14 protein-coding genes are annotated in these 12,221 nt (G+C 46.8%); 10 read left to right on the plus strand and 4 right to left on the minus strand.

All coding sequences use genetic code 11. The annotated features are described in order from the left end of the window. Positions 1-46: 46 nt before the first annotated feature. The 5 genes from accA to ATB76_RS21670 all read left to right on the plus strand — a co-directional run bounded on the left by accA (position 47) and on the right by ATB76_RS21670 (position 4,378). Complete coding sequence (gene accA / locus ATB76_RS21650) at positions 47-1,006, plus strand: acetyl-CoA carboxylase carboxyl transferase subunit alpha (RefSeq protein WP_038864720.1); 960 nt, start codon at positions 47-49, stop codon at positions 1,004-1,006. A gap of 105 nt (positions 1,007-1,111) precedes the next feature. After that, positions 1,112-2,458: a tRNA lysidine(34) synthetase TilS gene (gene tilS / locus ATB76_RS21655; protein WP_061036105.1), complete on the plus strand. Its 1,347-nt coding sequence runs from the start codon at positions 1,112-1,114 to the stop codon at positions 2,456-2,458. Between the two features lie 64 nt (positions 2,459-2,522). Then, positions 2,523-2,837: a cytochrome c gene (locus ATB76_RS21660; protein ID WP_038879163.1), complete on the plus strand. Its 315-nt coding sequence runs from the start codon at positions 2,523-2,525 to the stop codon at positions 2,835-2,837. Between the two features lie 222 nt (positions 2,838-3,059). Continuing rightward, positions 3,060-3,398 (plus strand): nitrogen regulatory protein P-II, encoded by a 339-nt coding sequence (gene glnB, locus ATB76_RS21665; protein ID WP_005436810.1) that lies wholly within the window; start codon positions 3,060-3,062, stop codon positions 3,396-3,398. 134 nt (positions 3,399-3,532) lie between these two features. Further along, on the plus strand, positions 3,533-4,378 hold the full coding sequence (locus ATB76_RS21670; protein ID WP_045405593.1) for an endonuclease/exonuclease/phosphatase family protein: 846 nt from the start codon (positions 3,533-3,535) through the stop codon (positions 4,376-4,378). A gap of 17 nt (positions 4,379-4,395) precedes the next feature. Here ATB76_RS21670 and ATB76_RS21675 read toward each other — a convergent pair whose 3' ends face one another. From ATB76_RS21675 to gloB, 3 genes are all read right to left on the minus strand, one after another. After that, the gene (locus ATB76_RS21675; protein WP_045405594.1) at positions 4,396-5,082 is read right to left on the minus strand and encodes a YIP1 family protein; all 687 of its coding nucleotides are present in this window, start codon (positions 5,080-5,082) and stop codon (positions 4,396-4,398) included. Continuing rightward, on the minus strand, positions 5,079-6,665 hold the full coding sequence (locus ATB76_RS21680) for a LysM peptidoglycan-binding domain-containing protein (protein ID WP_038864730.1): 1,587 nt from the start codon (positions 6,663-6,665) through the stop codon (positions 5,079-5,081). The genes ATB76_RS21675 and ATB76_RS21680 overlap by 4 nt, the downstream gene beginning before the upstream one ends. Before the next feature lie 252 nt (positions 6,666-6,917). Next, on the minus strand, positions 6,918-7,676 hold the full coding sequence (gloB, locus tag ATB76_RS21685) for a hydroxyacylglutathione hydrolase (RefSeq protein ID WP_038864732.1): 759 nt from the start codon (positions 7,674-7,676) through the stop codon (positions 6,918-6,920). Between the two features lie 36 nt (positions 7,677-7,712). Here gloB and ATB76_RS21690 point away from each other — a divergent pair, with 36 nt between their 5' ends. Next, positions 7,713-8,468: a class I SAM-dependent methyltransferase gene (locus ATB76_RS21690; RefSeq protein ID WP_038864734.1), complete on the plus strand. Its 756-nt coding sequence runs from the start codon at positions 7,713-7,715 to the stop codon at positions 8,466-8,468. On the opposite strand, the gene rnhA is transcribed toward ATB76_RS21690, so the two are convergent. Beyond that, complete coding sequence (gene rnhA, locus ATB76_RS21695; RefSeq protein ID WP_038864736.1) at positions 8,465-8,929, minus strand: ribonuclease HI; 465 nt, start codon at positions 8,927-8,929, stop codon at positions 8,465-8,467. The genes ATB76_RS21690 and rnhA overlap by 4 nt on opposite strands. Before the next feature lie 58 nt (positions 8,930-8,987). On the opposite strand from rnhA, the gene dnaQ reads away from it, so the two are divergent. The 4 genes from dnaQ (at position 8,988) to ATB76_RS21715 (ending at position 12,180) form a co-directional block, all read left to right on the plus strand. After that, positions 8,988-9,707: a DNA polymerase III subunit epsilon gene (gene dnaQ, locus ATB76_RS21700; protein ID WP_061036106.1), complete on the plus strand. Its 720-nt coding sequence runs from the start codon at positions 8,988-8,990 to the stop codon at positions 9,705-9,707. A gap of 12 nt (positions 9,708-9,719) precedes the next feature. Continuing rightward, positions 9,720-10,970: a TIGR03503 family protein gene (locus ATB76_RS21705; RefSeq protein WP_039976976.1), complete on the plus strand. Its 1,251-nt coding sequence runs from the start codon at positions 9,720-9,722 to the stop codon at positions 10,968-10,970. A 209-nt stretch (positions 10,971-11,179) separates the two neighbouring features. Next, positions 11,180-11,572, plus strand: coding sequence for a DUF1353 domain-containing protein (locus ATB76_RS21710; protein WP_061036107.1), 393 nt, complete (start codon positions 11,180-11,182; stop codon positions 11,570-11,572). 344 nt (positions 11,573-11,916) lie between these two features. Continuing rightward, positions 11,917-12,180 (plus strand): hypothetical protein, encoded by a 264-nt coding sequence (locus ATB76_RS21715; RefSeq protein WP_038879177.1) that lies wholly within the window; start codon positions 11,917-11,919, stop codon positions 12,178-12,180. The last annotated feature ends 41 nt before the right edge of the window (positions 12,181-12,221 follow it).

A 12,221-nucleotide genomic window follows, 5' to 3' on the forward strand; every position in this document is an offset into this window, starting at 1 on the left:
AAATTCAGCGCAATATGTTAGACGCTGAGTCAAAAAGGATTCATAGATGAGCCTAAACTTTCTTGAATTTGAAAAGCCGATTGCAGAACTAGAAGCGAAAATTGAAGCGCTACGTGACGTATCTCGTCACGGTGGTGATTCTGCGGTTGACCTTGATAAAGAAATCGAACAGCTTGAGAAAAAGAGCCTAGAACTTAAGAAGAAAACCTTCAGCAACCTAGGCGCATGGGAAACAGCTCAACTGGCTCGTCACCCTTTACGTCCATACACATTGGATTACATCCAGCACGCGTTTGAAGAGTTTGACGAATTGGCGGGTGACCGTGCGTTCGCAGACGACCAAGCTATTGTTGGTGGTATCGCACGTCTTGAAGGCCGTCCAGTGATGATCATTGGTCACCAAAAAGGTCGTGAAACTAAAGAGAAAGTGAAGCGTAACTTTGGTATGCCTAAACCAGAAGGTTACCGTAAAGCACTGCGTCTGATGGAAATGGCTGAGCGTTTCAACATGCCTATTATCACTTTCATCGACACAGCTGGCGCATACCCAGGTGTTGGCGCGGAAGAGCGCGGTCAATCTGAAGCAATCGCAAAAAACCTTAAAGTGATGTCTGGTCTTAAAGTGCCAGTAATCTGTAACGTGGTGGGCGAAGGCGGTTCAGGCGGTGCACTTGCTATTGGTGTAGGCGACTACGTGAACATGCTTCAGTACTCAACGTACTCAGTAATCTCTCCAGAAGGTTGTGCTTCAATCCTATGGCGTGATTCCGACAAAGCACCTCAAGCAGCAGACGCAATGGGTCTAACCGCCCCTCGTCTAAAAGAGCTTGAGCTTATCGACGAAATCATCGAAGAGCCATTAGGTGGCGCGCATCGTGACCACGTTCAAATGGCGGCGAACATGAAAGCAAATCTGCTTCGTCAGCTAGAAGACCTAGAACAGCTGGATCACGAAACGCTACTTGAGCGCCGTTACCAGCGTCTAATGAACTACGGTTACTGCTAAATTACGGTCACCGTTAAGCGCTAGCTGATCTCTCTTGAGATAACAGATAAAATAGAAAGGGTTGGGCATGTGTCCAGCCCTTTTTTTGTTTCTACCGGATTGCTTATGGAATCGCTTTACTCAAATTTTGCTCAAGTTCTCGACCGCTATCATCAACCAAACACTAAGATCGTTTTGGCGTTCAGTGGTGGGGTGGATTCGCGTCTGTTGCTTGAGCTGTTGAGTCGTTACCAACAAGCGCATTCGGTAGACAATCAATCAGCAGGTTCTAAATCTGTTCGCTGCCATGCGGTGTACGTGCATCATGGCTTGAGTGTGAATGCTGATGACTGGGCACAAAAGTGCAAGCAATGGGCACAGCAAGCAGGGCTCTCATGTTCCGTTGAACACGTGAACCTAGATATCAACAGTGGTGAAAGCATTGAGCTTTTAGCTCGTGAAGCGCGCTATCAAGCTCTGGCGAAGCACATCGCAGTCGGTGACTTATTGCTGACCGGTCAACATGCCGATGACCAGGTCGAAACCTTTTTGTTAGCACTTAAACGGGGCAGTGGACCAAAGGGGTTATCATCAATGGCTGAAAGCATGCCGTTTGCTGGTGGCACATTAGTTCGCCCATTACTGACCATTAAGCGAGAGCAAATCGAAGCGGCAGCCAGAGAGCAAAAACTGGATTGGGTAGAAGACGAAAGTAACCAAGATATTCGTTACGATCGTAACTTCCTCCGTCATCGCATTGTGCCTGAGCTATCTGAACGTTGGCCGAGCATCCACCAAGCGGTGCAACGCAGTGCGACTTTGTGTGCCCAGCAAGAGACCTTGATAGATGAGTTGCTCGAAGCGGCATTCAATCAGGCGATGCAGCCGGATTTGAGTTTGAGTATTGACGTTTTAACGGCACACAGTGAGTTGGCGCGCGCACGTTTGATTCGGATGTGGCTGGCAAAACTCAATGCCAATATGCCGTCTCAAGTGCAGTTGAACCTGATTTGGGATGAAGTGGCGCGGGCTCAACAGGACGCCAACCCAAAATTGAAGATCAAGCAAGGTGAAGTGCGCCGCTTTCAACATCGACTCTACTGGGTCACTGAAACTTCAGATGTGACCTCGTGGCAAGCCGAGTGCCCTTTGAATACGCCTCTAAAGCTTCCTGAGCCGTTAGGGGAGCTTGAGTTGAGTACCAAGTCATGTGAGCTAAGTATTACCCTACCTGCGCACCCAGAGCGACTTAGAATTACATTTAACCCTGAAGGCTTGTCTGCACACCCGACGACTCGTCACCACAGTCGTAAGCTGAAAAAACTCTTTCAGGAATACAATGTGCCGAGCTGGCAACGTCGTCAAATTCCAATTCTAATGTATGAAGATAAAGTGGTTGCCGTCGCTGGCCTGTTCGTTGATCAAGCCTTTAGTGGTCAAGACTGTGAACTGATCTGGCGCAAGATGTTGTAATTCATGCAACAATATCGGTTATAAAACAAAAATATCTTTAAATAATAATCGATTAGGTGAAGCAATGAAGAAAATAATTATGGGCGCAGGAATCGCGCTAGCCATGTTAAGTGGGCAGGCAATGGCGGCAGGCGATGTGGCTGCTGGCCAAGCAAAAGCTGGCGTTTGTGCTGCTTGTCATGGACCAGATGGAATTGCTGTGATTCCTGGCTACCCAAACTTAAAAGGTCAAAATGAGCAGTACATTGCTAGCTCAATTAAGGCATACAAAGCAGGCCAGCGCACTGGTGGTTTAGCCGCGGTGATGCAAGCACAAGCAAGTTTGCTGTCTGATGAGGACATTGCTAACTTGGCGGCATACTATGCGAGCTTGAAGTAAGCGTTAGCCTCAAATTAACGTTCACTAAAACACATACCAAGCCAGACTTATGCTCTGGCTTTTTCATTGGTGGCATGATTGAGAATGGCGACTTTGTTACATTCGCCCGCAAATAAATCCCACCAGTGTCAGGATTTTCAGGTGCTTGGTCACAACAAGGATTGAATGTTGTGAGGCGCTAACCGATAATATGCGCAAACGATTGAAGCTTAAGGGATGAACATGAAAAAGATTGAAGCGATTATCAAGCCATTCAAATTGGATGATGTTCGAGAAGCATTGGCTGAAGTAGGCATTACAGGGATGACCGTCTCTGAAGTGAAAGGCTTTGGTCGTCAGAAAGGTCACACAGAATTGTACCGCGGTGCAGAGTACATGGTGGATTTCCTTCCTAAAGTGAAGCTAGAAATCGTAGTGACGGAAGACGTTGCAGACAAGTGTGTTGAAACCATCATCGAAACGGCGCAAACCGGTAAGATTGGTGACGGTAAGATCTTCGTAACAGACGTCGAACGCGTAGTGCGTATCCGTACTGGTGAAGAAGACGAAGATGCGATCTAATCTGTTATCCAGATAGATATAAGATTTCACTACAGCATGTGGTGAAAATTTGAGTAAGCTAAGAGGGAGCCGACTGGGGCTCCTTTTTTATTATGCGCATTTTATGCGTGCCATTTTTGTATTTAGGTAAGCCTATGTATCCGCGTTTAGCTTTTGCGTTAGTTTTTCTTATTATTACTGCGGTGGTGAGCTTTCAGGTGATTTTTACCGTGCCAGAGCAACCACAAATTATTACTCAAACAGGGACGAACATTAAGCAAGATATCCGCTGCATGGAGTTTGATAAGCCGCAAGTACTGGATAAGGATGGCGAGCTAAATGTCTTAGTGTGGAACATTTACAAACAAAACCGAGACAACTGGAAGCAAGCGTTGGATACATTCTCCGTTAATAAACAGTTGCTCTTGTTACAAGAAGCAAGCTTAACGGACGACTTCAAAAGCTGGCTGGTGGAAGGGCATTGGGTCAGTAATCAAGTCAGTGCGTTTAAAGCATTAGGAAGTGGTGCTGGTGTGATCAGCATTGCGCAAAAAGAGCCCATTCTCGCTTGTGCGTACACATCGAAAGAACCGTGGTTGCGCTTGCCGAAATCGGCACTGTATAGCAAATACAGGCTCAGCAACGGTGAAACCTTAGCGGTGGTGAACATTCACGCGATCAACTTTACCGTTGGTACCGAGGAATACACTTCGCAATTGTCTGTGTTAGAAAGGGTATTGAAAGAGCACAAAGGCCCGATTTTGTTTGCGGGGGATTTCAATAGTTGGAGTGAAGAGCGCGTGATGGCAATGAAGAAAGCACTCCAAAAAGCCAATCTACAAGAAGCAAAGTTCAGCCAAGACAATCGAACTCAGTTCATTACAGGCTTGCCGCTTGATCATGTGTTTTATCGCGGGTTAACCCTCAAAAACGCGAAAGCGCCGCAGAGCGACGCTTCCGATCATAATCCACTGTTGGTGTCGTTTACGTTAAGCGACTAACGGATTACCTTGGTCCATTAAGCGATAACGATGTACAACGCCCAAATTACGTAAAACGCAATCCAAGGCAGGCTCGCAATCACAAGAGCCTGTCCGCGTTCGAACTCTGTCCAAGTCAAAACTACACCATAGCCAAGCACGATGTACCATGGCAATAGCAATGGTAATGAGCTTGCAAAGTGTGACCAATCACTGGTCAAAGGTAACTTTAGCAACCCGTTTAGGCTATTCAAATCGGCAGCGTAAGTCATCACCTGACCATGCTTCAGCAATAAGCTCGCGTAGCTTGCAATATCGCCCAACACGGCTGGGAATAAAATCGCACTCGCAGCAGCGAACCATTTCCAGTAACCGTATTGCTGTTTACTTGCTTTGGTTGCAAGAAAGAACCACAGCGCTAATAGCAGCAGTGTTGCAAAACGATTGAATACGTCATTGATGATCGCACTTGCCATCAGCGTGTTTGGCTCCAGCAACTCGATTTGCTTTGGATCGATCTGTTGGAACTGAGCGGTCAGTTGATCACTTAACCAAGTAAAATCCACATTCGAGAAGTAGGCGCCCCAGAATAGGAATGGGCTGAGCATCAAAATGATGAACGGTTGCCACCCCCAACCTCCGCGCTGATACAGCGCTAAGAAGCAAGATGTTGGCGATCGGAAGATATCCAACAACATGACAAGCGGGTTACTCGACGGGTTCATACACTTACCTTAGTTACATCAACATACAACTTAAGCTTCTGACCTGGTTTCAGGTACTTCTGCTTTTGAAGAGAATTCCATTTTACGATGTCGTTACCCTTCACCTTAAACTTGGTTGCAATACCACTGATGGTGTCGCCAGAACGTACGTTGTAGAACACGGTACGAATCACTGCGCCTTTATCAGAGTTCTTCCAAATCACCAGTTTTTGGCCAACGCGCAAGGTGTCTTTTGGTCCCATGCCGTTCCATTTTGCCAAAGACTTATGAGAAACCTTGTTCTCTTTTGCGATTGACCACAAGCTCTCGCCTGATTGCACAACGTGAGTCAGTTTGAATTGACCACGAGATTGAGATTGCGTTTTGTTCAGGCGATTTTCAGCAGTTAAGGCGTACTTTGTATCGTCTTTTGTCGACGTTGGGATCATTAGGTACTGACCAACGCGGATATTGTTGTTCGATAGGCCGTTAGCACGTTGGATAACTTTCGTTGTCGTACCGTACTTCTGAGCCAATACGCTGAGCGAGTCACCAGACTTCACTTTATAGCGTGCGACCTTCATGCCTTTACCACGGTTCTTCTTCACTTGAGCAAGGAACTGATCCTTTTTCTCGATAGGAATAAGAAGTTGGTGTGGGCCGTCAGGTGCAGTAGACCATTGGTTATATGCTGGGTTGTAACCTTGCAGCTCCTTAACACCAATTCCGGCGTAGTCTGCCGCAATTGCTAGGTCTAGTTGTTCTTTTGGATCAACCTGAGTCAGAACTGGCTTGTTCGGGATCGGCGGAATGTCGATGCCGTACTTATCTTGGTTCGCAATGATGTCCGCTAGTGCAAGCAGTTTAGGAACGTAACTGCTGGTCTCTTTTGGAAGATCCAAAGAGAAGAAGTCCGTTGGTTTGCCTAGCTTTTTGTTCTTACGAATTGCGCTCGATACACGGCCACCACCACTGTTGTAAGCCGCAATCGCTTGATCCCAGTTGCCGTCAAAACGCTTGCTTTGCTGCTCTAGGTAATCCAGTGCTGCATCGGTAGAAGCATAAACATCACGGCGACCGTCGTACCAGTAGTTCTGATCTAGACCCATCATTTTGCCGGTGCCAGGAACGAACTGCCACAAGCCTGCTGCACTGCCGTGCGAGTAGGCAAAAGCATCAAATGAGCTTTCTACGATCGGTAGCAGCGCCAATTCCATCGGAAGGCCACGTTCTTCGATACGGGTGGTAATCATGTACAAAAACGGCTGTGCACGTTCAGATACTGTGCGCAGGTGGTTAGGATGCTTTAAATACCAAGTGCGGTAGTAAGCCACTTTCTTGTTGTCAGGAATGTCCATTTCAAGTTGCATGCCGATACGTCGCCACACATCGTCTTGTTCCTGAGGGGAAAGGGCTTTTGGCGTCTCTTTAGCAGGTTTCTTTGCTATCGATTGCTTTTTCTCGGAGTCAGCCTGAGCTGTTTTTTGCTTAACAGCTTGTTCTGACTTATTGGTTTCTGGTGTTGGAGTGCTTGCAGAATCTGACTGTGTCAATTGACAGCCAGATAATAGTAACGCCAACGCCCAACTGTACTTCAAACGCATGGTTTCAGCCTATTTAGGGCCTGTTTATCTTCTCCTGCCTGTCGCGCAACAAAGTGCGTGGCAGTCGCAAGATAATAGACATCTTGTAACACTAACTAAGGGTAGAGGCGGTTTTGCCGCTACTTTATGCGTTTGGGTGAAATACAAACAGATTTATATCAGCCCCAAACGCAATAGAAGCGCCAGAGGCGCTTCTATGAAAATCAGCTCACGATAATACTTGCGTCTAGCAAAGTTACAAGCAGAAAATGGTTAAAATTCGTTCTTCCACTCACGTAAAGCTGTAAAAACCGAGCATGGGTCGCTATTTTGGATACGGTTTGTTACAGATTTTATGACCTCTGCGTTCGTTGCACGCAGGAATGGGTTAATTAACTTCTCTTTGCGTAACGTCGTAGGAAGGGTAGGAATATTTAATCCGCGTAGACGGTTTACATCATCACGGTATTGACGCAAATGTTCATTGTCCGGCTCAACCGCCAGCGCAAATGCTACATTACTTGCCGTGTATTCATGTGCGCAGAACACTTCTGTCTCTTCCGGCAGTTTCATTATTTTGCTTAGTGACTCAAACATCTGCTCTGGTGTGCCTTCAAAGATTCGGCCACAACCCGCCGAGAACAACACATCACCACAGAACAACTTACCGTCACCAACATAGCCAATGTGACCTAATGTGTGGCCAGGCAGCCCCAGTACCATGAAGATTTCGCCAAACAATTCTAACTTGTCGCCTTCTTCCATTGCGTTGGTTAAGGTTGGAATTGGCTCTGCTTTCGGACCAACCACTGCAACATGAGGAAACGCATGAACTAAATCTGGAACGCCACCAATGTGATCGTTGTGGTGGTGTGTAATTAAGATCGCTTCTAAAGTTAACTCGTTAGCCTGCAAATATTCCAACACTGGCTTAGCATCGCCCGGATCAACCACGGCGCATCGCTTATCGCTATTTTGAATCAGCCAGATGTAATTATCATTAAATGCGGGTATGCTTTTGATCTCTAACACGTTCGTTCTCCGTCACCCTTTTAAGTCAGGTGGTTAATGAAACCAGCACTCAGCAACAAAACTTTACAGCACCCGTCGACCTGGTCAGAAATGAATAACGGCCCGTGGGTACTTGAGTCAATCCAAACCCGACTAGACGAGTGGTGTCCGAAATTGTTCGGTTACCACATGCTTAAATTGGGCGGGTTGAGCTGTGAGCTAACCAGCTGTAGTTGTAACATTCAACACCAAGTCAACGTAGATATCCAGAACCCGTTGCATAATGTCATTGCAGATGGTTACGAATTACCCTTTTTAGAGAAAAGCTTTGATGTTGCGGTCCTCGCCCATCAGCTTGACTATGCAAGTGATCCCCATCGATTGCTGCGAGAAGTCGATCGCGTCATGATGGACGACGGTTATCTTATTATTACGGGATTCAACCCCATCAGTTTCACTGGACTTGCGAGTTTGTTGCCTTGGCGCAGAAATAATTTGCCTTGGAGTGGACGAATGTTCACAGCGAACCGGATTAAAGACTGGTTAGGGGTATTGAACTATCAGGTGATTCATTGCGAACGTTATGCTCTGTTTCCGATGACACGTTACAAAACCATGTGGACATGGTTGGAAAACAGCTTGGGGGATTGGGCATCGCCGGCGGGGAGTTTGTATTACATCGTCGCTCGTAAGCGAACTTACCCTCTCAAACCTATCAAGCCACATTGGCGCTTGAAGAGAAAGTTAACACCACTGGGCGTGATGAACAGAGAGGGCAGTGCGGTAGAAAAGGTATCAAGCAGTAAAAACTAAGACGCTTGGTAACCGGTATCCTCTTCGGTTGGGTTTTCTGCGGCTGTGCGTGCTAATTCATCACACATTTCGTTTTCACGATGACCCGCGTGGCCTTTAACCCAGCGCCAATCCACTTGGTGGCGAGCAGTCTCTTTATCCAATGCCTGCCATAAATCGGCATTTTTCACAGGTTTTTTATCTGACGTTTTCCAACCGCGTTTCTTCCAGTTGTGGATCCATTGCGTAATGCCTTGGCGCACGTACTGACTATCGGTAGTCAACGTCACTTGGCACGGCTCTTTTAGCGTTTGTAACGCCACAACAGCGGCCAACATTTCCATACGGTTGTTTGTGGTGAGCGTGTAACCTTTGGCGAGGGTCTTTTCTGTTTGCTTATAACGCAAGACAATGCCGTAACCGCCAGGGCCTGGATTTCCTAAACAAGATCCGTCTGTGAAAATCTCAACGTGTTTGGTCATATTTTTGGTACTATTAGCCGAAACATTTAATAAAGCATAGTCTGACACACATAACCTTATGAATACCAGCAGCAATTCTGAACATAATCGTATTGTCGTTCTCGATACCGAAACCACGGGTATGAACCTAGAAGGTGGTCCTCACTACACGGGTCACCGCATCATCGAAATTGGTGCCGTGGAGATCATCAACCGTAAGCTGACTGGTCGTCACTTTCACGTTTACCTAAAACCTGACCGTGAAATCCAACCAGACGCGATTGAAGTCCACGGTATTACCGATGACTTCTTGGTCGACAAGCCAGATTACTCAGCCGTACACCAAGAGTTTCTCGACTTTATCAAAGGTGCCGAACTGGTTGCCCACAACGCGCCCTTCGATACCGGCTTCATGGATTATGAGTTTGAAATGCTCAATCCAAGCATTGGTAAGACGGATGACTACTGTAAGGTGACCGATACCCTTGCCATGGCGAAGAAAATCTTCCCGGGCAAGCGAAACAACCTCGACGTCTTGTGTGAACGTTACGGCATTGATAACTCACACCGTACTCTCCACGGGGCATTGCTCGATGCGGAGATTCTAGCTGACGTTTACCTCCTAATGACGGGTGGTCAAACGAGTCTAGAATTCAACGCCAACAAAAAAGACGGTGAAGCGGAAGGCATTCGTCGTGTTGAAGGAAGAAAAGCGCTAAAGGTTTTGCGTGCAACTGCCGATGAAGTAGAAGCACACCAGAAAAGACTCGAACTGGTGAACGACAGTATTTGGCAGTAAATAGGAGAGACTATGTTGAGGGCTTTGTCAGTCGCTATTTTAGCGTTCTGGAGTTGTTTCGCGTTTTCTGCGAGCGAGTCCGCCATGTCTTTGTTAGATAACCGCTTTCGTGTCGATCCCACCATCGAACAGATTACTTTTTTGGTTTATCGTGAACAGAGCTCTCAGCCCGTCGTCCTTGTCCGCCCCGATGGTAAAAAATATTACGCTTGGGGCACCTACGACAACGTTCGTTGGTATCAAGAATCTTCCCTCGACATCATCTCGATAGATAAACCCATGCCGGGTCCTTGGCAGGCCGTCGGCAAAGTTACCCCGAAAAATAACATCCGTCTGATTTCGCACCTCAAACTCAGCACCGATGTGTTTCCAAACCGCCTTTACAATAGCGAAGCTCTAAAATTTACCGCACGTTTGACCTCAGACGATAAGCCGCTTGTACTGCGTGATTTCCTAGACCGGGTAAACCTGCGTGTGACTTTTACTAAGTTTGTTGAGAACGAAGACGAACTGATCAAAGAAGCGCGCCCTGTACCAATGGTGATTGGCGAATTTGCCGATGATGGCCGTGGGCTAGATGAAAAAGCAGGCGACGGTGTGTTTACTGTTCAACTACCAATTGATGTCGAACCGGGTAAATACCGCGCGCGCATTACTTCTGGCAACGGCGTGTTCCTGCGAGCACAAGAGCAAGTGGTACTGGTATACCCATCTCCAATCTCACGTACCTTCATTCAATCTCGTCATGCAGACCAACCTCATCAGCTGGTGGTTAGTGGTGAGCAAGGCATGATCACGCCCGGAACCATTGCCGTAAACGTTGAGCAAGAAGCACCAGACGGCTTTATCAGTTACAGCCAAGGTCAGGTGTCGGCTGATGGTTCTAAAACCACATTGAAGATGGATAACGATCCTGAACTTGGCAAATATTCATGGCACGGTGAAGTCTTTGCTACCGACTTGTCTACCAAGCGCTCATTGGTGTTCCCAATTAAAGAGCAGACGTTCAGTGTGGTCGACGAAGTGGATCTAGAAGCCGCACGTCTTGCTAAAGAAGCAGAGCTTGCCGAGCAACGCCGCATCGAAATGGAAAAACGCATCATCGCCGAGCGCGAAGCCGAACGTAAGCGCAGCATGATCATCATCGCCATCGGCAACGTGATAGCACTGATATTGGTGATTCTATTCTGGATCATCTGGAGCAAGCTCAAGGCCAAGCGTCAAGCAATGCCAGAGATGCAGTTGGAAGTGCCTAAGAAGTAGAGCGCAAGAATTTATATAGAACGGAGCCGATTGGCTCCGTTTTACTTTTTATGGCGCATCTAATTTTGTGACACTCTTAGCGAAGGTTATAAATACCGGTTCGATTTGCAAAATCATTCGTGATATTCACTAAGTGGGTTAAAGCTGATTTGTGTGTGAAAGCCCTAAGCTCTACATCTCAAAGAAACCAAGTTATTAGGAGGTCTCTGATGAAGTACAAAAAACGTCGGACGTACAAATACAACCTTCATTCCGAAGAACAGATTGAAACCGGTATCACCCTTGCGCAGCCTTTCGATAGTCCGTTTCTGAGTCTATCTGAGCAAGGTTGGCTGACGATTAAGAAAGGCTATTCATGGGATGGGGCGAGTGGTCCAGCGATTGATACCAAGAACATTCTTAAAGCGTCTTTGGTGCATGATGCGTTGTATCAGCTCATGAGGGAGGAAGTATTGCCGCAAAGCAGTCGAGAGCAAGTGGATAGGCTTCTACGTCAAATATGCCTTGAACATGGCATGTCGAATTTTAGAGCTACGTACATCTATTACGGAGTCCGAGTGTTTGGCGGATGTTTTTCTAAACCGGATCTTTTATATGCCTAGTTAAGCTCTCTTGGTGAGTAGATTCTGAATCATGTTCGTTCCTCACTGTTCAGAATGACGAAAACCTAGGGACACTGCGCGTGTAGCAACCTGATAACTAAAAATAAACCGTCATTCTAGCGAGCTCCAGCGAGACTAAGAATCTGCTATCAGCGCGCTGGGGCGTTTGTTTCTTGAACCTCTACAGAATGATTGGCAAGCAGGCTTCAGTCCGTGTTCTCAATCGTTTTGCTGTTCCTTTTAGTATCTATGCTAAACTCTCGCCATCAGCTATATGAATGACTTCTCATTTGTTTACCTGAGGGCAGCAATTGGGCTGCTGTATTCTTATTAAAGGCACAAAAATGAGCAAATTAACTTCAGCTGAACGTAAAGCGCGTGACAACGAACGTTTCTCTCAACGCGTGAATGAGCGCCGTGAAAAAGGTGAAGATGTCGTTGCGTACGCATTGGCGAACAAAAAGGCTGTGAAGTTCCTGACTAAGTCAGAGAAGAAAGATTTGAACGAACGCAAAGCGACGCTTCAAGAAGAACTTAAGCTGAAAGAGCAGGAAGAACTGCGCAGAATTGAACAGTCGTTTATTGTTGAAGAAGATAACGAACAATAAACGCTTCTTTGTGATTGCCGTGTTGTGCGAAGCAGAGATTC

Origin of the sequence: Vibrio sp. MOR3, from assembly GCF_001557775.1 — a bacterium.
Classification (GTDB): Bacteria; Pseudomonadota; Gammaproteobacteria; order Enterobacterales; family Vibrionaceae; genus Vibrio; species Vibrio jasicida.

Excerpts from the sequence above, each read along its gene's own strand:
- ATB76_RS21675 (WP_045405594.1), bottom strand. The coding sequence starts at position 5,082 with ATGAACCCGTCGAGTAACCCGCTTGTCATGTTGTTGGATATCTTCCGA.
- ATB76_RS21715 (WP_038879177.1), top strand. The coding sequence starts at position 11,917 with ATGAGCAAATTAACTTCAGCTGAACGTAAAGCGCGTGACAACGAACGT.
- ATB76_RS21660 (WP_038879163.1), top strand. The coding sequence starts at position 2,523 with ATGAAGAAAATAATTATGGGCGCAGGAATCGCGCTAGCCATGTTAAGT.
- ATB76_RS21680 (WP_038864730.1), bottom strand. The coding sequence starts at position 6,665 with ATGCGTTTGAAGTACAGTTGGGCGTTGGCGTTACTATTATCTGGCTGT.
- rnhA (WP_038864736.1), bottom strand. The coding sequence starts at position 8,929 with ATGACCAAACACGTTGAGATTTTCACAGACGGATCTTGTTTAGGAAAT.
- ATB76_RS21710 (WP_061036107.1), top strand. The coding sequence starts at position 11,180 with ATGAAGTACAAAAAACGTCGGACGTACAAATACAACCTTCATTCCGAA.
- ATB76_RS21670 (WP_045405593.1), top strand. The coding sequence starts at position 3,533 with ATGTATCCGCGTTTAGCTTTTGCGTTAGTTTTTCTTATTATTACTGCG.
- tilS (WP_061036105.1), top strand. The coding sequence starts at position 1,112 with ATGGAATCGCTTTACTCAAATTTTGCTCAAGTTCTCGACCGCTATCAT.
- accA (WP_038864720.1), top strand. The coding sequence starts at position 47 with ATGAGCCTAAACTTTCTTGAATTTGAAAAGCCGATTGCAGAACTAGAA.
- ATB76_RS21705 (WP_039976976.1), top strand. The coding sequence starts at position 9,720 with ATGTTGAGGGCTTTGTCAGTCGCTATTTTAGCGTTCTGGAGTTGTTTC.
- glnB (WP_005436810.1), top strand. The coding sequence starts at position 3,060 with ATGAAAAAGATTGAAGCGATTATCAAGCCATTCAAATTGGATGATGTT.
- dnaQ (WP_061036106.1), top strand. The coding sequence starts at position 8,988 with ATGAATACCAGCAGCAATTCTGAACATAATCGTATTGTCGTTCTCGAT.
- ATB76_RS21690 (WP_038864734.1), top strand. The coding sequence starts at position 7,713 with ATGAAACCAGCACTCAGCAACAAAACTTTACAGCACCCGTCGACCTGG.